Annotated in this window: 16 protein-coding genes; 11 read left to right on the forward strand and 5 right to left on the reverse strand. The window is 67.3% G+C overall.

The genetic code is table 11. The annotated features are described in order from the left end of the window. Nucleotides 1-130: 130 nt before the first annotated feature. Nucleotides 131-1,966, reverse strand: a complete 1,836-nt coding sequence (locus WS51_RS02950; RefSeq protein ID WP_059543055.1) for a S53 family peptidase — start codon at nucleotides 1,964-1,966, stop codon at nucleotides 131-133. On the opposite strand from WS51_RS02950, the gene WS51_RS32430 reads away from it, so the two are divergent. Continuing rightward, nucleotides 1,868-2,473, forward strand: coding sequence for a hypothetical protein (locus WS51_RS32430; RefSeq protein WP_167357953.1), 606 nt, complete (start codon nucleotides 1,868-1,870; stop codon nucleotides 2,471-2,473). The genes WS51_RS02950 and WS51_RS32430 overlap by 99 nt on opposite strands. A gap of 457 nt (nucleotides 2,474-2,930) precedes the next feature. On the opposite strand, the gene WS51_RS02955 is transcribed toward WS51_RS32430, so the two are convergent. Continuing rightward, nucleotides 2,931-5,357, reverse strand: coding sequence for a mechanosensitive ion channel family protein (locus WS51_RS02955; protein WP_069228569.1), 2,427 nt, complete (start codon nucleotides 5,355-5,357; stop codon nucleotides 2,931-2,933). Between the two features lie 246 nt (nucleotides 5,358-5,603). Then, complete coding sequence (locus WS51_RS02960; protein WP_059942235.1) at nucleotides 5,604-6,563, reverse strand: LLM class oxidoreductase; 960 nt, start codon at nucleotides 6,561-6,563, stop codon at nucleotides 5,604-5,606. A gap of 1,177 nt (nucleotides 6,564-7,740) precedes the next feature. Here WS51_RS02960 and WS51_RS02970 point away from each other — a divergent pair. The 4 genes from WS51_RS02970 (at nucleotide 7,741) to WS51_RS02985 (ending at nucleotide 11,331) form a co-directional block, all read left to right on the forward strand. Then, nucleotides 7,741-8,637, forward strand: coding sequence for an NAD-dependent protein deacetylase (locus WS51_RS02970; protein WP_059543062.1), 897 nt, complete (start codon nucleotides 7,741-7,743; stop codon nucleotides 8,635-8,637). Continuing rightward, complete coding sequence (locus tag WS51_RS02975) at nucleotides 8,634-9,275, forward strand: DUF938 domain-containing protein (protein ID WP_069228570.1); 642 nt, start codon at nucleotides 8,634-8,636, stop codon at nucleotides 9,273-9,275. Before WS51_RS02970 ends, WS51_RS02975 begins: the two co-directional genes overlap by 4 nt. A 97-nt stretch (nucleotides 9,276-9,372) precedes the next feature. Beyond that, complete coding sequence (gene gndA / locus WS51_RS02980; protein ID WP_069228571.1) at nucleotides 9,373-10,785, forward strand: NADP-dependent phosphogluconate dehydrogenase; 1,413 nt, start codon at nucleotides 9,373-9,375, stop codon at nucleotides 10,783-10,785. A 201-nt stretch (nucleotides 10,786-10,986) separates the two neighbouring features. Next, entirely contained in the window at nucleotides 10,987-11,331 is a 345-nt protein-coding gene (locus WS51_RS02985) for a DUF4148 domain-containing protein (RefSeq protein ID WP_059466446.1), read from the forward strand. Nucleotides 11,332-11,446: 115 nt separating this feature from the next. On the opposite strand, the gene WS51_RS02990 is transcribed toward WS51_RS02985, so the two are convergent. Further along, nucleotides 11,447-11,767 carry a hypothetical protein gene (locus WS51_RS02990; RefSeq protein WP_059450769.1) on the reverse strand — a complete coding sequence of 107 codons (321 nt, stop codon included), beginning with the start codon at nucleotides 11,765-11,767 and terminating at the stop codon, nucleotides 11,447-11,449. A 369-nt stretch (nucleotides 11,768-12,136) separates the two neighbouring features. Here WS51_RS02990 and WS51_RS02995 point away from each other — a divergent pair, with 369 nt between their 5' ends. Beyond that, nucleotides 12,137-12,871 carry a peptidoglycan DD-metalloendopeptidase family protein gene (locus tag WS51_RS02995; RefSeq protein WP_059543066.1) on the forward strand — a complete coding sequence of 245 codons (735 nt, stop codon included), beginning with the start codon at nucleotides 12,137-12,139 and terminating at the stop codon, nucleotides 12,869-12,871. Between the two features lie 48 nt (nucleotides 12,872-12,919). Here WS51_RS02995 and WS51_RS03000 read toward each other — a convergent pair whose 3' ends face one another. Beyond that, on the reverse strand, nucleotides 12,920-13,558 hold the full coding sequence (locus WS51_RS03000) for a Pr6Pr family membrane protein (RefSeq protein ID WP_059450771.1): 639 nt from the start codon (nucleotides 13,556-13,558) through the stop codon (nucleotides 12,920-12,922). 233 nt (nucleotides 13,559-13,791) lie between these two features. Here WS51_RS03000 and WS51_RS03005 point away from each other — a divergent pair, with 233 nt between their 5' ends. From WS51_RS03005 to WS51_RS03025, 5 genes are all read left to right on the forward strand, one after another. After that, on the forward strand, nucleotides 13,792-14,328 hold the full coding sequence (locus tag WS51_RS03005) for a cytochrome b (RefSeq protein ID WP_059450772.1): 537 nt from the start codon (nucleotides 13,792-13,794) through the stop codon (nucleotides 14,326-14,328). 158 nt (nucleotides 14,329-14,486) lie between these two features. After that, nucleotides 14,487-14,855: a DUF2946 domain-containing protein gene (locus WS51_RS03010; protein WP_059804029.1), complete on the forward strand. Its 369-nt coding sequence runs from the start codon at nucleotides 14,487-14,489 to the stop codon at nucleotides 14,853-14,855. An 83-nt stretch (nucleotides 14,856-14,938) separates the two neighbouring features. Next, entirely contained in the window at nucleotides 14,939-17,071 is a 2,133-nt protein-coding gene (locus WS51_RS03015; protein WP_060022783.1) for a TonB-dependent copper receptor, read from the forward strand. A 229-nt stretch (nucleotides 17,072-17,300) separates the two neighbouring features. Then, nucleotides 17,301-18,395, forward strand: coding sequence for a triacylglycerol lipase (locus tag WS51_RS03020; RefSeq protein ID WP_059506363.1), 1,095 nt, complete (start codon nucleotides 17,301-17,303; stop codon nucleotides 18,393-18,395). A 3-nt stretch (nucleotides 18,396-18,398) separates the two neighbouring features. After that, a complete protein-coding gene (locus WS51_RS03025) occupies nucleotides 18,399-19,433 on the forward strand; it encodes a lipase secretion chaperone (protein WP_059977752.1) in 1,035 nt (344 codons plus the stop codon). The last annotated feature ends 2 nt before the right edge of the window (nucleotides 19,434-19,435 follow it).

Consider the following 19,435-nt stretch of genomic DNA (forward strand, 5'->3'; position numbering starts at 1 on the left):
GCGTGCCCGCGGCTGGCGCAGGCAGCGCGCGCCGCCGCACCGCGTCGATCCGGCGCGGTGCGCCGTTGCGCCGACACGGCCCCGGGTGCACAAACGATCCGCACCCGGAGCCGCATCGCTCATTGCCCGATTACCGCGCGAAATCGGACGTGCTCTGGATGAACGCGTTCAGCTTCGAGATGTTGACGCTGCCGAAGCCCGTCGTCGCGTCCCAGCCGGCCTTCGCCTTGTAGCCGTACGTGCCGCTGCCGTTGTTGCCGGACGTCACGTCGTGCACCAGCGCCGCATTGCTCGGGAAGTACTTGTAGATGCTCGACGCCGGGAAGCCGAGCGCGTTGTTGTTGGCCGATTGCAGCCGCGCCCAGATGCCGGTGAAGATCGGCGCGGCGAGGCTCGTGCCGCCTTCGTTGTTGAGGTAACCCGAACCCCACAGCGTGTCAGACGTCTGGCCGTTCACCACGAGGATCGCGCCGGTGCGGAGGTCGGCGTCGAAGCCGACGTCCGGCAGTGCGCGCTTGGTCGACCCGGTGAGGCTCGACGATTGCCACGACGGCGCGGCTTCGTACTTGCTGTAGCCGCCGCCCGTCGACCACACGGTGCCCGGCTGCCAGCTCGGATCGTTCCACACGATTTCGCTGTTGTACGTGTTCGTCGACGTGTTGGTGAACAACGTCGTGCCGCCCACCGCGATCACGTACGGCGACGTCGCGGGCTCGCTCACCGTGTAGGTCGAGCGCGACGGCGTGCCGCTCGCGCATTCGTACGCGCCGTGGTCGCCGGCCGACACGGAGAACGTCTGTCCTTGTGCAACGGCCTGCTTGAAGATGGTGTCGTCGGTCGCCTGCGAGCCGGTGCTGTACGCGGACGATTCGCACACGCCGAGCGACACGTTGATGACCTTCGCGACGTTGTCGCTCACTGCCTTGTTGTATGCGGCGGTGATTGCCGTGAGCGTCATCGACGGTGCGACGTAGAACACGACCTGCTTCACGCTGCCGCCGGCGGCGCCGACGATCGACTGGCTGTCGAGGTTCCATTCGACGGTGCCGGACGTATCGGTGTACGAACTACCTGACGGACCGGTCTGCACGACGCTGCTGCTGATCGTGCCGAGGCCGTTGTTCGCGGCGAACGTGTTGAGGTCGCTGACCGTTTGCGACAGGTCGCCTTCGGAGATGATGCCGACGGTGGTCTGCGAGGCTGTCGGCGTGCCGTCGCCGCCGTAGAGCGACGAGAATTCCGTCGGATAGTGCGGCACCGCGGATGCGCCTGCCGGAATCGTCAGGTTGCTGGTGTTGCCTTGCGGCTTGCTGCCCGCGCCGGTGTGCATGAGCTCGACGTTCTGCAGGCCCAGCACGGCGCCGACGATGCCGCCGATCGAATTCGGCACCTGCGCGGCATCGGTGTTGGCATAGACGCTGCGGCCGTTGCGCGTGAAGCGCTTGAGCGTCGTGCGGAACGCCGATTTGACCGTTGCCGCGGTGCCCGACGCGGACACGAGCAGGCGGTTCGGCGCGACCACGATGTTGACGAAGCCAGCCTGGCGCAGGTGCGCGACGACGGCGGCGACCTGCTGGTCGGTCGGCGCGTATTGCGCGGCGAACTGGGCCGACGTGAGGAACTGCCTGTAGTGGGGCGAGCCGGGCGTATGCAGGTCATGCAGGTACTGGTCGAGTTGCGCTTCGTTGCGCAGGTTCAACCCGAGCACGATGTCGACCGATTCGCCGGGCGCCATCTCGGTGGCAGCGGAGGCCGCGGCGGCGGTGCTGGCCGCCGGCGCGCCGGCGGTACTGCTGCTTTCTCCCTGCTGGACGAGCGGCAGGAATCCCTTGGTGCGCGTTTCCGTCCAGCCGGCGGCCGGTGCGGCATGGACGGCCGTCATGCCGAACGACGCGGCCGCTGCCGCGGCGAAGGCGAGCCTGGCGATGCGGATGTGTTTTTGTTTCTTGTCTGCAACCTGATTCATTTTGAATTACCCCTCCGGTTGAACATCGAACTGCACGAACAACAACGGTCGACGGCGGTGCGGATCGTGCGCCGCCGATATCCGTCGCGCTCACGCGGATGGCGCGGACGCGACGGGGCCTTTCGCCCGACCCGGCGGGTGGTGATCCACCGGGGGCGAAATGCTGGAATGCTCGGTGAAGGAGGCGCTGCGCCGCGATGCGAATCGGCCGCGCCCGCAGGCCTGATGCAGGCGGGATGGCTAGAGCAACAGTTTTGGAGTCCTGCTCATCTGATTCGGTCCTTCGGCTTGCTGCCGGATGGCAGCTGCCCAAATGAATGCATCGGGATGTTGCATGCGCCGACACGTGAGACGACGATCGGCGGCGAGAACTTCGGTGCGGCGGAAACGAGATGCGTCGAGCAGGAACGATTGCGTGTTGGCAATTCGTCGGATTGCTTGCATCGGACGGTATCAAGAACGAAAGTTCGATGTCAAACTTTTTCTGATTATATGAAACAAAGTTAGATTGAATAAGGTGAAATGTTTTTGAAAAGTCTTGAGGTGTTTTGTAATTTTCAACTCAGAAAACGGATGCAATCGCGGTCACGTCGGTCGAATAATTCGCGATTGGATTCGTAATGAGCGAACCATATTCGAGAGGTCACTCGAATCACCGGCACCCGTCTTCTGCCGGGGAGCGCATCGGGTGACCCGATCAGATCGGCGGCTCGACGCGAGCGGTCCGGCCGGCGACAGCCTCGCGAGAATGGGCACCGCATCGTGATGGATCGCACCGCGCGGCGACGCGACCGGATGACACAACGGGTCGACGATACGTGAGGCCGGGCGGGCCGGCGACGCGGCAAAGCGCGTTCAGCGCATGAAGAAAATCGCCGCGCGTCGAGCGCGGCTATCTGTCGTTCGATGCCGGCGGCACGGTGCGACGCGCGGTGGCCGGGCCGACGGCATGCGCACGATCAGATCAGTCCGGCTTGCGGTCCGCTTCGGCGGGCGGCGTGCCGACGGTATGGTCGCCGTCCTCGTCGTTCGCGGGCGCCACCGGCCGCGAACCGTCTTCATACGCCACGAGGCTGCGCTGCGGATTCGCGATTCGAATTCCGCGCTCGCCGAACAGCACCGCGATACGCCGGTTGAATTCGCGCTGCACGCCCCAGCGTGCCGAGTCCTTGCACTGGATCTGTCCGGCCAGCGCGATCGTCGCGCCGTCGACCTGGTCGATGCCCCAGTAGCTGAAATCCGACAGGATGCCGTCCTTGTAGTTCGGATCGTCGCGCAACGCGGCGCCGATTTCCTTCAGCGTCGCGATCGCACGATCGATGTCCTGGCCGTATGCGATGCTGACCTTGACGGCCGCGTTGCCGAGCCCGCGATTCGTGTTGTTGACGGTCGTCACCGAGCTGAACGGGATCGTGTACAGCGACCCGTCGCCCGCGCGAAGCCGCACGGTGCGAATCGACAGGTATTCCACGGTGCCGGACACGCCGGCGAGCGTGACCCAGTCGCCCACCTGCATCGCGTTCTCCATCAGCAGGAAAATCCCGGTGATGAAATCCTGCACGAGCTTCTGCGAGCCGAAGCCGAGCGCGACGCCGAAGATGCTGGCGCCCGCGAGCAGCGGGCCGATGTTCACGCCGATCTCGCTGAGGCCCGTCAGTACGACGACGAGCGCGATCATGATGAACAGCAGCGAACGCAGCATCGGCAGCAGCGTGCGCAGCCGCGCCGCGCGCACGAGGTTGCCTTCGCGCGTCCACTGCTGAAGGCGGCGTTCGATCGCGATGTTCGCGGCTTCCCAGACGATCAGCGCGACGACGGCCGCGATCGCGATCGTGATCAGCGCCGACGCGAGCCGATGGCCGATCGTACCGGCTTGAAACGCATGGAAGATCGGCACGCCCCAGATCTGCAGCAGCAGCACGATGGTCACGACCGCGATCACCGCCGACACGATCTGGCGCATCAGCGGGTAGTAGCGGTACGCGTGCAGGTGGACCAGCGTGCGATCGTCGTCGCGGCGCTGGAACAGCCGTGCGAGCGCGCCGAACACGACGATCGACACGATTCGCATGCCGATCATCACGGCGATCGAGCGGCCGCCGAGCGTGATCAGCACGCGGTAGCCGTTATGCACGTCGAGCGCCCACACGAACCACAGCGCCATCACGACGAACACCGACACGGGCGCCCAAGCATCGGCGAGCGCGTTGCCGACCATCGCAAAGGCCGGTCGTTCATCGCCGGCCGCGCGGATGCGGGCAGCGACCGGCTGGCGGCACCGGAGAATCAGCGCGGAGACCATCAAGTGGCCGACGAGCGCGACGGCCTTCAGCAGTGCGACGTGACCGGCATCGCTGAGGCCGAACGTCGCGGCGATCTCGACCGCGGCGGTGCAGACGCCGACGACGATCACGATCCGCGTGATCGAGCGCTGCGCGATCGCGGCCCATGCGTCGCTGACGTGCAGAAGCCGCAACTGCCGCGCATCGGGCTGGAAGAACAGCCGGCTGACGATTGTCACGAGGCGGCAGATCACGTAGATGTCGATCAGCGATTCGAGTGCGGTATCGGTCGGCGTGCCGGCGCCGTCGAGCACCGACATCGCCAGGCTCGCGACACCGACGAACACCAGCAGCGGCACCACGCGCAGCGCGAGGCTGACCAGCGCGCGCGGCATGCGGCGCAGCAGCGTGGTGTGGCGCCGCGCATGGCCGCGGCCTTGCGACGACGTATCGGGCGTGGCGGTGCCGTCCGCGCTCGCGGTGCCCGGCGCTGCTGCCGCGGAGTCTGCCGGTGTAGCCGGCTCGTGCTCGGCGCGCCGCGATGATTCCGCACGACGCGTTCCCAGGGCGACCAGCGCGCGCCGCAGCAGCCGCTTCGCGAACCACTCGACGACGATCGCGGGCACGAGCACGGCAAGGATGACGAAGAGCGAACGCATGAGATCCGCGCGTTCGTCTGCGCGTACCAGCCGCTCGTGCCACCACACGCCGACCGAGCCGACATCGAGCAACGAGCGCAGCGATTCGTTCAGCGCGCCGCCGATTTCGCCGGCCCAACGTGCTCCCTGCCGGACGAGCATCGATGCGAGCCCGTTCGTCGTGAGCGTGGCGGTGGCGGCGGAGGCCGATGCCGCGCTGGCCGGTGCCGCGGCGCTCGCCGGAAGTGCGGGCGTGGTGAGCACGCCGACGGCCGCGATCGCCCGCAGCGTCGTTTCGACCTGTTCGCGCTCGCGCGGATTTTGCAGGACGGAGAGGGCCTGCTGCGCCTGTTGCGGCGTCAGTGCCGGCGCGGCGCCGGAGGCAGCCGATGCGGCGGCCGGTGCAGAAGAAGCCGCGTGGGCGATCGATACGACGGCGGCGAGCAGCCAGCCGAGCAGGAAATGTCGCATGGATGGGCATGCGGGCGCGCATCGATATGTGGCCCGCCGGTCTGGACGATGGACGGAAGTTAACATGATCGCGAACGGACCCGAATAGTTCCGTGGACAAATATTCATGTCGCACATGGGGGGCGGTCTGTTTCGTTTGGCCCGGCGACGACGGTCAAGTCAGGAACGATCCCTGCTCTGCGGCACATCGATTCAGTGCCAACCACCGCCGCCGCTACCTGCAATGAAATATGGATTCCTGATGAATCAGCCCTGCTCGTCGTGAAAGACCGGCAGCACGTGCTCCGCGATTTCCTCGATGATCTCGCGCACGGGCCGGTCCGAGCCGGGATTCAGCGTGACGTGGTGCGTGCCGGCAGCGCGCATGGCCCGCAGGATGCCGACCAACGCATTGCGGCCGGTCGCGTAGCCGAGCGGCAGCGCGCGGGCAGGTGCGTCGCGATTTGCATCGAGATCGAGCCGCATCGATACGCCGAACGCGCGAAAGCCCGGGGGCGCGAGCCGGTCGACGGCCGCGCGCCACATCGAATAACGGGAACGCTGCGTATCCGGATCGCGGTGGTACGTCATCCAGCCGATCGCGTTCCGAGCGATCCAGTCGACGCTCTGTCCGCCGGATCCGACCGCGAGCATCGGCACCGCGGCATCGCCGCGCGGCAGCAGCGTGAAGTCGGGCGCATCGGGCGGCGTTTCGTCGGGCAGCACGCGGGGCGGCGCGCCGAGCGCGGCCGCGACGACTTCCCAGTGGCGCCGATACCGGTCGCGCCGCGTTTGCGCGTCGACGCCGAACGCTGCATATTCGGGCGGCCGGTCGCCGGAGCCGAGGCCGAGGATGAAGCGTCCGCCGGACAGCGTCGCGACCGACAGCGCGCCTTTCGCGATATGCAGCGGATGACGCAGCGGCAGCACGATCGCGCCGCTGGCGAGCACGATTCGGCGCGTGCATGACGCGAGCGCGCCGAGCAGCACCCACGGATCGAGGTGTCCGACCGGGTCGGGATAGTCGGCGCTGTTCAGCGGCACGTCGCGAATCCACAGTGCGCGAAAGCCGAGCGAATCGGCCAGTGCCGCGAGTTCGAGCTGCTCGTTGAAGTCGGCGACGGTCCGGCCGCTGCGCAGCAGCGGCAGCGTCAGGCCGATCGACAGCCGCTCGGCCGAGAAGACGCGTTGCGCGACGTCGGCGCGGCCGGACGCGGGCAGGGGCATGTTCACTCCTTGATTGCGGGGCGAAGCGGGCGCGCTCCGTGCGGTGTTCGCATGCTAACGCGTTTGCGCGACGCTTGTGGTTCGCGGCGAGCGATACGCGACGGCATCGGCGGTTCCTGCGCGATCGGCGCATTCGGTCACCGCGCAATCGACCGGCATGAACACGCGTGAAGATGTTCGACGCCTGTCATCGAGCGCGTTGGGCGCGCGTGGCCGACAGCCGGAGGGCGCTCACGTTCGACGTGCGCGCTCGATCGCGCCTATGCGCGAAGGGTCGGCGATCGTAAGCAGATCGTCGGCGTCGCGCAGTGGCAACCGTCTCGCCGGCGCACATGTCACGTTCCCGCAACGCCGTCGGCGCGCCTATGCGCCGCTCGCGCGGACCGTGTCCGGTCGTTTCACTTTCGAAACGTTCGCGCATTTCCGCCGCGGCCCGATTTGCATCGGGGTCACTTCACCGGCCGCGCGGCCTTGTACCGCGAAGCATGGTGCGCTCCTTGCATATCTGTATGCGCCGTGAGCGCGATTGCCGGCGCAGTAGTGGCCCGGCCATCGCTTCAGTGGGTCGGACGCATCGAAGACGGGGACAAGACAATGAGAACAGACCGAATCGCAACGCATCGTGTTGCAAACATGAATCGCCGACCTGCCCGTGAATTCGCCTCGCCGTTGATTGCGGTGACATGAGCGCGCGGCTTTTCGTTCCATCCGAACAATTCGGGTTCGTTCCAAACGATGACGTGCATGCGTGACGCACGAGGTCGACCGGTGCCGGTCGGCCGTCGGGGTGAACCGCCCGTGCACGCAGATGGGCAATCATGAGTTCCGGATCGTCATGCCGGCGCGCGAGACGCACGCGTCGCGTCCGGCGCGCGTACGTGCGCGTGCCGCACGCGGCGCACCGTGGCGACCTGCCAACCATCAGGAAACAGAAGGTGTAGTCAACGGGGAAGGTCCGCCGGCCGCGCCGCGGCGGATTCGACGTCATTGTGCTGTCAGTTGATCCACTACCCCGATGGATCAATTGTTGGAGCGCCCATCGCCATCTGGTCGATGGGCGTCTTTTTTTGCTGCGCCGGTGTCGCGCGGACCGCCAGCCCGATCGCGCGGCGTTCTGTATCATGTGCTGGCGCGCTGGCCGTGTGCCTCGCCACCGCGCCGATCACGCGCCGCCAACATGAACGACATCGCCTTGCCCGACCCCTCATCCGCCAGCATCGATCCGGCCGCGCTCGACGCGCTGCACGCGTTCGTCGAGCGCCATCCGCGGCTGCTCGTGCTGACCGGTGCCGGCATCAGCACCGATTCCGGCATTCCCGGCTATCGCGACCGCAACGGTCAGTGGATGCGCTCGCCGCCGATCCAGCTTCACGAATTCCTCGGTTCCGAAGTCGCACGCCGCCGGTACTGGGCGCGCAGCATGATCGGCTGGCCCGTGGTGGGCCGCGCGCAACCGAACCGCTCGCACGTCGCGCTCGCGCGGCTCGGCAGCACCGGCCGGATCGAGCGGCTCGTCACGCAGAACGTCGACGGGCTGCATCAGCGTGCCGGCAGCGGCGACGTGATCGAGCTGCATGGCGGCATCAACGCCGTCACGTGCCTCGATTGCGGTGCGCATCATGCGCGCGCGACGATCCAGACCTTGCTGGAAACGGACAACCCCGAACTGCGGGGCGCGCATGCGGAACCGGCCGCCGACGGCGACGCGCACCTCGAATGGGCGGCCCTCGACACGTTCCGCATTCCGTCCTGCCCGGCCTGCGGCGGGCTGCTGAAGCCGGCGGTGGTGTTCTTCGGCGAGAACGTGCCGCGCGAACGCGTCGCGTTGGCGTCGCAGGCGCTCGATGCGGCCGACGCGCTGCTCGTCGTCGGCTCGTCGCTGATGGTGTATTCCGGCTACCGGTTCTGCGTGTGGGCCCAGGCCCGGAACAAGCCCGTCGCCGCGCTGAACCTCGGCCATACGCGTGCCGATCCGATGTTGACGCTGAAGGTCGAGGCGCGTTGCGCGCCCGCGCTCGACGCGCTGAACGCGCGGCTGGGTGTCGGTAGCGGTGCGCCGGAGCACGCATCGTGACCGGGCCGACGTCCTCGCCCGATCCGTCCGCACGGCTGTCGGCGCCGGCGGCCGAACGCAATCGCGGGCCGATCCTCGACGTGCTGCGTCGCGTGCTGCCCGCCAGCGGCGACGTGCTGGAGATCGCGAGCGGCACCGGGCAGCATGCGGTCCATTTCGCGCAGGCGTTGCCGGTGCTGCGCTGGCAGCCGAGCGATCCCGACGCGCACGCGCGCCGCTCGATCGCCGCGTGGGTCGCGCATGCGGGCCTCGCGAACCTGGCCGAGCCGCTGGCGTTCGACGTGCGCGACGCGCCGTGGCCGGCCGCGGCGTTCGACGCGATCGTCTGCATCAACATGATCCACATCTCGCCGTGGGCGTGCACCGAAGCACTGTTCGCCGGCGCATCGCGCGTGCTGCGCCCGGGCGGCGTGCTGTTCCTGTACGGCCCATATCGCCGCGACGGGCGGCACACGGCGCCGTCCAACGAAGCGTTCGACCAGCAGTTGCGCAGCCGCGACCCGTCGTGGGGCGTGCGCGATCTCGAGGCGGTCGTCGCGCTGGGTCTCGATCGTGGGCTCGACTGCATCGAGGTCGTCGAGATGCCGGCGAACAACCTGAGCGTCGTGTTCAGGCGCCTGCCGCACGCGGAACAATGACACGCAAGCGCGCATCGCAGCCGGGTTTCCACTATCCTTTCGCCTGTGCGCGCGGCCCGGTTCGGGTCGCGCCCCGTTTTTTCCGGAGAATTGACTAATGGGCAAACAAGCAATCGGTGTGATCGGGCTCGCGGTGATGGGCCGCAATCTCGCACTCAATATCGAGAGCCGCGGTTACGCGGTGTCGGTGTACAACCGCAGCCGCGAGAAAACCGACGAACTGGTCGCCGAATTCCCCGGCCGCAATCTGGTACCGACCTATACGCTCGAAGAATTCGTCGCGTCGCTCGAGACCCCGCGCCGGATCCTGATGATGGTGAAGGCCGGCGAAGCGACCGATGCGACGATCGCATCGCTCAAGCCGCTGCTCGAGAAAGGCGACGTGCTGATCGACGGCGGGAATACGCACTTCACGGACACGATCCGCCGCAACCAGGAGCTCGCGCAATCGGGCCTGCATTTCATCGGCACCGGCGTGTCGGGCGGCGAAGAGGGCGCGCTGCGCGGCCCGTCGATCATGCCCGGCGGCCAGCGCGACGCGTACGATCTGGTCGAGCCGATCCTCAAGCAGATCGCCGCGAAGGCGCCGTCCGACGGCGAGCCGTGCGTCGCGTACATGGGCCCGGACGGTGCGGGCCACTACGTGAAGATGGTCCACAACGGCATCGAATACGGCGACATGCAGCTGATCGCCGAAAGCTATGCCGTGCTGAAGGATGTCGCCGGCCTGACCAACGACGAACTCGGCGCGGTGTACACCGAATGGAACCAGGGCGAGCTCGACAGCTACCTGATCGAGATCACGTCGAAGATCTTCGGCAAGAAGGACGAAGAAACCGGCAAGCACCTCGTCGACGTGATTCTCGATCGCGCCGCGCAGAAGGGCACCGGCAAGTGGACGAGCCAGAACGCGCTGGATCTGGGCGTGCCGCTGCCGCTGATCACCGAGTCGGTGTTCGCGCGCGTGCTGTCGTCGCTGAAGACCGAGCGCGTCGCGGCGAGCAAGATCCTGTCGGGCCCGGCCGCCGCGTCGTTCGACGGCGATCGCGCCGCGTTCGTCGAAGCGGTGCGCCGCGCGCTGTACCTGAGCAAGGTGATCTCGTACGCGCAGGGCTTCGCGCAACTGCGCACGGCGTCCGAAGAGTATGGCTGGAACCTCGATCTCGGGACGATCGCGAAGATCTTCCGTGCGGGCTGCATCATCCGCGCGCGCTTCCTGCAGAAGATCACGGACGCGTACGCGAAGGATCCGGCACTCGCGAACCTGCTGCTCGACCCGTATTTCAAGGACATCGCCGCGAACTACCAGGCGTCGCTGCGCGACGTCGTCGTGGCCGCGGTGAAGGCAGGCGTGCCGGTGCCGGCGTTCGCGTCGGCGGTTGCGTACTTCGACAGCTACCGTTCCGAGCGGCTGCCGGCGAACCTTGTGCAGGCGCAGCGCGACTTCTTCGGCGCCCACACGTTCGAGCGTACCGACAAGCCGGGCAGCTTCCACGCGAACTGGTCGTAACCGGCAGGCGAGGACGTCATTGTTGCGAAATTCTATTCTTTGAGTAGGGTTTTTCGTTCCCGGATCCCGGAATTGTTGGCTCCGAGGAAACAGTGTTTTCGTTCTTTCATGGTTTTCCCTAGGTGATCTCGGGACTAAACTTTGTTCAATCGCTGCAGACATGGTGTGTGCGGCGGAGCAAAAAAATCCCGGAGGTTAATCATGAAATCGCTGATCGCAACGTTCGCTGCTGCTGCTGTCCTCGCCGTTCCTGCCGTCTCGTTCGCCCAACAGAACGCGCCCGTCACCCGTGCGCAGGTGAAGGCCGAACTGGTTCAACTGCAACAGGCCGGCTACAAGCTGGGCAGCGATCGTACCGACTACCCGGCAGGCATCCAGGCGGCTGAAGCCCGCGTGAACCCGCAACAGAACGTGGCCGCCGCCGATACGAGCGGCTACGGTGCGCAACCGGCCGCCCAGCAGGAATCGGGCGCTCCGGCTGCCGCCAAGACCGGCTGGCAGGTGAAGCGCGTGTCGGATGGCGCACCGGTCTACAAGGGTCGTTAATCGCCATCGGTCGCCCGGCCGCATGTGCGGCCTGATGTGACCCCATGCAGTACTCGCAGCCCGTCGTTCCGCCGCCCGGAACGACGGGCTGTTTTCATTGGTGTCCCGCGCCGCGTCAATGCAGCGGCCGTGGGCCGCGGCCGATGTCCCGGAACAGCGCGTCGGCCGGCTCCAGCGCCTGCAGCCAGGCCTCGTCGTAGCCGCTCAGCGTGTCGAGTGCGTCGCGTAGCCGCTCGATCGCGAGGATCGGCAGCTCGACGCTGTGGCGCGTGGCGCCGCTCAGGTGCGCGACGCTCGCCAGCTGGACGAGGGCGTCCGCTGCTTCGGCGACGTCCGTCGCGAACAACAGGTGCCGGTTGAGCAATTCGACGAGGCCGCTGGAACCGGCGAAATCCTCGGCGTTGAGCTGCACGGACAGAAACGTCGCGTTGTTCATGGTCTTCTCCTCGTTATCGCTGGTCGCGCGGTGCACCTTCGAGTATAGGGGGCGGCCCGCGGCAGGGTGGCGATCATCCGTGCGGCACGGCTGGCGGCCCGCCGGCATGCGCGTGCGATACCGCAAGATTGTTGCCGGATCGGGCACCTGTCGCGGCCCCGACTACGACAGATGGTATCTTTGACGGCCGGGACGACCCGAAAATGGCGCGAAAAAGGGGCCGATGAGCCCGTTCGTGCCGACGTCCCGCTGTGGAAACCGAAGGCCGCGACAGCGGTCGGATACTGGTAGTCCGGCCGTCTGGCCGGACATCGTGCGTCGCGCGCCGGAGGGCGGCGGGCGGCGCAACGACGCAAATCCGGAGGACCCTTGAGAAAAACGATTCCGATCCACGATGCACTGGCGCGCTGGTTGCCGCAGGCGGCACTTGTCGCCGCGGCTGCCGCGCTGACGGGCTGTACGATGACGCCGTGGACCGACAACTGGCAGCCGGCACGGCCGTCGACGCCGGCGTCGGTCGCCACGCCGGGCGTGATCGCCGGCTATTACCGCGTGAATCCGGGCGACACGCTCGCCGGCGTTGCCGCCGCCTACGGGCAGCGCGTGCAGGACGTGGCCAGCTGGAACCACATGTCGCCCAACGACGCCGTGTCGCCCGGCCAGGTGCTGCGCGTCGCACCACCGCCGGCCGCGACCTCGCTCGGACAGCCGCCCGCCGCGGCCGCGCAACCGGGCTCGCTGGCCTGGCCGGCCACGGGCATGGTCGCGACGCCGTTCGTCCCCGGCAAGACGCGCGGCATCGTGATCGCCGCGACCGGGCCCGACCATTCGGTGCGTGCCGCGGCAAACGGGCGGGTGGTCTATGCCGGATCCGGCGTCAAGGCATACGGCCCGCTCGTGATCCTGAAGCACGACAACGGCCTCATCACGGCCTACGGGCACAACGGCAAGCTGCTCGTCAACGAAGGCGACGCGGTGCGTGCGGGCCAGCCGGTCGCCGAGATGGGCACCGACGCGAGCGGTCGCGCGACGTTCGACTTCGAAGTCCGGCAGAACGGCAAGGTCGTCGATCCGATGAACTTCCTGCCGCGCAACGGCGGCTGACGCGTCGCGTCACGACGTGTGCGCCGCGCGGCGCACACGTTCCCGTCTTCATCCTTCCTTGAGTTCCGCGGTGCCGGGCTGCCTCGCGTGGTTGCCGAGCCAGCGAATGCCCAGCGCAAGTCCCGCCGCGCCGAGCGCGATCAGCGAACACTGAATCGCGACCGGCAGGTATCCGTGCGGCCGCGGATCGACGAACGGGTACGGATACCAGTTCTCCAGCGCACCGCGAACGAGCGTATAGCCGAGATAGACGACCGGAAAGCCGAGCCACGCGAACGCGCTGCGCCACGCAATCGGCGAGCGCGGCTCGACGTACAGCCAGTCGCACAGCACCACGAGCGGCACGATCCGGTGCAGGACCCAGTTGTTGAGGGCCGGCGTGACGTGCCGCAACGCATCGAGCCGGGCGAGCAGCAGTTCGTAGACGATCGCGGTGATCAGCACGTAGAGCACGGCGGCGCCACGCATCGATTCGTAGCGCGCCGAACCGGGGCGCGTGATGCGAGACAGCCCCACGATCAGCATCGCGGCGGCGTAGAGGCTGCTCAATTGCGTGAAATAGCTGAGGTAGTTGCCGAGATGGAAAGTCGGCATGCCCCAGTAGCCGGCTACGCTGTGCAGCGTGGTCGATACCGCGAGCAACGCGGCGATCAGCCGGTAGGCCGCAACGAAGAACGCTTTGCTCATGATGCCCGCGCAACGTCGCACCAAAGCTTCATCCTGCCACAGCCGTGGACGCGCGCGATTCGGACTTTCCTTATGGCGGGCCGGCGGGCGGGCCGCGCGGATTCGTCGGATATTTGATCCGGTCGTACAACGGCGCTCGCGCGTGAGGCTACAATCGGGGCAACCGCCGGGGCGCCGGCCGCAGCGGCATGTGCGTGCCCATGCATACCCCACGAAAAATCACGAGACACAGCATGAAAAACATCCTCGCGAAACAGACGCGCTACAGCTCACCCGCGATCTTCTTCCACTGGGCCATCTTCCTGCTGGTGGCGCTGGCCTATCTGGCCATCGAAATTCGCGGACCGAAAGGCAGCGACAGCCGCGCGTTCTGGATGAACGTGCACCTGCTGGCGGGTACCTGCGTGCTCGTGCTGTCGGTGCTGCGCGTGCTCTGGCGCATGATCAGTCGCGTGCCGGAGGCCATTGCGCAGGCGGCGCTGCTGAAGTGGCTGTCGAAGCTCGCGCATTTCGCGCTGTACGTGTTCATCATCGCGCAGCCGTTGCTCGGCATCATGATGATCAACATGGGCGGCAAGCCCGTGTCGCTCGACTGGATCGGCGTGTCGTTCACGCTGTTCGGCCCCGACAAGGCGCTGCGGCCGACGATCAAGGAAGCGCACGAACTGATCGGCAACGCGTTCTACTTCGTGATCGGCCTGCATGCACTGGCCGCGCTCTACCATCACTTCATCCGGCGCGACGACGTGCTGCGACGCATGGCACCGTGATTACCGCACGCTGAAGCCGCACGGCAGCCCCGGGGGCGCATGGTTGTCGACACAACCATGCGCCCCCGATCCGTTTGGCACGATGCGCGGCTGGTCATTGCCGCGAACATTCTGTAACATCTCGGCTGCTTTTACATTCCGCTTACGCATCGCCGCGCATGTTGCATCGACATCGTCACCTGACCGCCTGGCTCGGCGTGTTCGCGATCTGGCTCGCGATCGCGGCGCCGCTGGTGTCGCAGTGGCGGATCGCGCAGGCGGCGACCCCCGACGCGATCGTCTGTAGTGCAGAGCATGGTGCGCACCGCGCGCCCGATGCGGGCCCCGCGCACGATCACGCATTGCATCTCGATGCGTGCGGTTATTGCGGCTTCTTCGCACACAGTCCCGCAATCGGCGGTACGGCCGCCGTATCGTTCGCTTTCGTTCCCGCTCATGCCGTATCCGCCGCCGCGCCGCATGCCGTCGCGGCGCGCGCCGACCGCTATCCGCGCGCGTACCCGCGCGCACCGCCCGAGCGCGCCTGACGCGCTGTCTTCCGTTCCATTCATCGCCGATATCCGTGCGGTCCGTCGAGGCCGTGTGGAGGGCGTCACTCGGGCTTTCGATCATGATCCTTCTTTCCTTGCGCGCGCCGAGGGCGGCGCGCCATTCCCGTACGCGGCCCGTGCCGCGCATGCTGAAACTTACCGTTCCCGCATTGGCCGTCGGCGCGATGACCGCGGCGGCTGCCGCGACCGAATCCGCGCAGGCGGCCGGTGCGCCGACGGACGACGCGGCCGCGCTGCTGCCGGCCGTCGAAGTCGTCGCGTCTCCGCTGTCGACGCCGCTGGTCGTCGTCACGGATCCGAAGACGCCGCGTCAGCCGCTGCCGGCGAGCGATGGCGCGGACTACCTGAAGACGATCCCCGGCTTCACGTCGATCCGCAGCGGCGGGACGAACGGCGACCCGGTGCTGCGCGGGATGTTCGGGTCGAGGCTGAACATCCTCGCGAACGGAATGCCGACGCTCGGCGCGTGCCCGAACCGGATGGATGCGCCGACCTCGTATATCGCGCCGGAAAGCTATGACAAGGTCACCGTCGTGAAGGGCCCGCAGACGGTGCTGTACGGTCCCGGCGCATCGGCCGGCACGGTGCTGTTCGAACGCGTGACGCCGCGTTTCGAACGCCCGGGCATGCGCTTCGACGGCAGCGTGGTCGGCGGATCGTTCGGCCGCAACGATCAGAACGTCGACGTGACGGCCGGCACGCCGGACGTCTACGGCCGCGTGACCGCGAATCACGCGCACGCGCAGGATTACGAGGACGGCAACGGCAACACCGTGCCGTCGCAATGGGACAAGTGGAACGCCGACGCGGCGCTGGGCTGGACACCGGACGATCACACGCGCGTCGAACTGACGGCGGGCACCGGTGACGGTTATGCGCGCTACGCGGGGCGCGGGATGGACGGCGCTCATTTCCGCCGCGAGACGTTCGGCCTGTCGTTCGACAAGCGGCATCTTGGCGACGTGCTCGACCGGATCGAAGCGCGTGTGTTCTACAACGAAGCCGATCACGTGATGGACAACTACACGTTGCGGCAGCCCGACCCGACCAGCAGCATGCCGATGAGAATGGCATCCGAGGTGCGGCGCCGCACGCTCGGTGCGCGGGCGGCCGCGACGTTCCGTTTCGGCGACGACTTCAAGCTCGTGACCGGCGTCGATGCGCAATCGAACCGGCTGGATGCCCGCTCGGCGATGGGGCGACAGAACTACGGCGACCAGCCGTGGGATGCACAGGCGACGATGTGGAACGCCGGCGCGTTCGGCGAGCTGACGTGGTATGCGAGCGATGCGTCGCGCGTGATCGGCGGCGCGCGCGTCGACTACGCGAGCGCGCGCGACAAGCGTGCGACGACGCGCGGGATGATGGGCAGCAAGCCGAACCCGACCTTCGACGACGATCGCGCGCGCGTGCTGCCGAGCGGCTTCGTGCGATACGAGCGCGATCTCGCGGCGCTGCCGGTCACGTGGTACGCGGGAATCGGTCACGCGGAACGCTACCCGGACTATTGGGAACTGTTCTCCGCGAAGCGCGGCCCGGCCGGTTCGGTCAATGCATTCTCGGCGGTGCAGCCGGAGAAAACGACGCAGCTCGACGTCGGCGCGCAGTTCAAGAGCGAGCGGCTCGATGCGTGGGTGTCGGCCTATGCCGGCTATGTGCAGGATTACATCCTGTTCAACTACGCGGCCGGGATGATGGGCCCGACCACCCAGGCGACCAACGTCAACGCGCAGATCATGGGCGGCGAAGCCGGCGTGTCGTGGCGGCCGCTCGCACCGCTGCGCGTCGAGACGTCGCTCGCGTATGCGTGGGGGCGCAACGCGACGAGTGGCGATCCGCTGCCGCAGATGCCGCCGCTCGAGGCGCGCTTCGGGCTCGAGTACACGCACGGTGCATGGTCGGCAGGCGGTCTGTGGCGCGTCGTTGCGCCGCAGCATCGTTACGCGCTGAACGAGGGCAACGTGGTCGGCAAGGACTTCGGTCCGAGCGCCGGCTTCGGCGTGCTGTCGCTGCACGCACAGTACAACGTCAGCAAGAAGGTGCAGATCTCGGTCGGTATCGACAACGTGCTGGACAAGGCCTACACCGAGCACCTGAACCTCGCCGGCAATGCGGGCTTCGGCTATCCGGCAAACGCGCCGGTGATGGAACCGGGCCGCACCGCATGGTTGCGCGTGAGCGCGAAGCTGTAACGTGCGGCGCGTGTGCGATGCAGCATGCGCACGCATGAACGCAGCCCCGCCCGAACGGGCGGGGCGCGTCAACCGATTAGAGAACCGTATCTAGTCAGGGCGCAAACGTTCGCGACTCGTGATTCACTCCGGCATTCGACGCATACGGTGCCAGCGACCGTTCGCGACTTGCCGTGCGCGTCGATCCGATCTCATTCGCACCGGCAGCACAATAATCAGGAGAACATCCATGGCCAGATCGATGCGTTCCAGGGTGGTGGCAGGGGCAGTGGCTTGCGCGATGAGCGTCGCGCCGTTCGCGGGGACGACCGCGCTGATGACGCTCGCAACGACGCACGCGGCAATCGCGGCAACCGCAGCGGCGGACAACTACGCGGCGACGCGTTATCCGATCATCCTCGTGCACGGGCTCACCGGCACCGACAAGTACGCGGGCGTGCTCGAGTACTGGTACGGCATCCAGGAGGACCTGCAGCAGCACGGCGCGACCGTCTACGTCGCGAACCTGTCGGGATTCCAGAGCGATGACGGGCCGAACGGTCGCGGCGAACAACTGCTCGCTTACGTCAAGACGGTGCTCGCCGCCACCGGTGCGACCAAGGTGAATCTGGTCGGTCACAGCCAGGGCGGGCTCACGTCGCGCTATGTCGCGGCCGTCGCGCCCGATCTCGTCGCGTCGGTGACGACGATCGGCACGCCGCATCGCGGCTCCGAGTTCGCCGACTTCGTGCAGGGCGTGCTCGCGTACGATCCGACCGGATTGTCGTCGTCGGTGATCGCGGCATTCGTCAATGTGTTCGGTATCCTGACGAGCAGCAGCAACAACACCAACCAGGACGCGCTCGCCGCGCTGAAGACGCTGACGACTTCCCAGGCCGCCACGTACAACCAGAATTACCCGAGCGCGGGTCTCGGCGCGCCGGGCAGTTGCCAGACGGGTGCGCCGACGGAAACCGTCGGCGGCAATACGCATCTGCTGTATTCATGGGCCGGCACGGCGATCCAGCCGACCGTCTCCGCGTTCGGCGTGACGGGCGCGACGGATACCAGCACGATTCCGCTGATCGATCCGGCGAACGCGCTGGACCTGTCGACGCTTGCGTTGTTCGGCACGGGCACGGTGATGATCAATCGGGCCTCCGGCCAGAACGACGGGCTCGTATCGAAGTGCAGCGCGCTGTACGGGAAGGTGCTGAGCACGAGCTACAAGTGGAACCATCTCGACGAGATCAACCAGTTGCTCGGTGTGCGCGGCGCGAATGCGGAAGATCCGGTCGCGGTGATCCGCACGCATGCGAACCGGCTGAAGCTCGCGGGCGTGTAATCGATGACGGCACGTGAAGGACGCGCGCCGCTCGCGCGGCGCGTTGCAATCTACGGCGCGGCGGGGCTGGCGGCGATCGCCGGCGTTGCGATCTGGAGCAGCACGGTATCGCATCGCGGTGCCGACGCGACGCATGCGTCGGCCGACACGGCAGTGCCCGGCGGCGCGAATGCCGCGCCGCCCCAGGCCGCATTGCCCGCGAGCGCGGGCCTGCCGTCGCCGCTCGCCGGTTCCAGTGCACCGAGGCTGCCGCTCGATGCCGGCGGCCATCTTGCGAAGTCGCGTGCGGTGCGCGATTTCTTCGACTACTGCCTGACCGCGCGGAGCGACCTGAGCGCGGCCGAGCTCGATGCGCTCGTCGTGCGCGAGATCGCCGCACAGCTCGACGGCACGGTCGCGCAACCCGAGGCGCTCGATGTATGGCATCGATATCGCGCGTATCTCGACACGCTGGCGAAGTTGCCGCAGGCGGGCGCGGTCGACAAGTCCGATCTCGGTGCGCTGCAGCTCGCGCTCGATCAGCGCGCGTCGATCGCGTCGCGCGCGCTCGGCGAGTGGAGCCAGCCGTTCTTCGGCGCGGAGCAGTGGCGGCAGCGCTACGATCTCGCGCGGCTGAAGATCGTGCAGGACCGCACGTTGACGGATGCGCAGAAGGCGGAGCGGCTCGCGGCGCTCGCACAGCAGATGCCCGCTGACGAACGTGAGGCACGGCAGAAGGCGGACCGGCAGCAGGCTGCGATCGACCAGATTGCGCAGTTGCAGAAGAGTGGGGCGACGCCCGAGACGATGCGCGCGCAACTCGCGCAGACACTCGGCCCCGAAGCGGCCGCGCGCGTCGCGCAGATGCAGCAGGACGACGCATCGTGGCAGAGCCGTTACGCGGACTATGCGGCGCAGCGTGCGCAGATCGGCGCGGCCGGATTGTCGCCGCAGGAGCGCGACGCGCAGATCGCGGCGCTACGGCAGCGCATGTTCACGAAGCCCGGCGAAGCGATGCGCGCGGCGTCGCTCGACCGCGGCGCGGCTGCCGCGCAGTAACG

Source organism: Burkholderia territorii (genome assembly GCF_001718335.1).
Taxonomy (GTDB): Bacteria; Pseudomonadota; Gammaproteobacteria; order Burkholderiales; family Burkholderiaceae; genus Burkholderia; species Burkholderia territorii.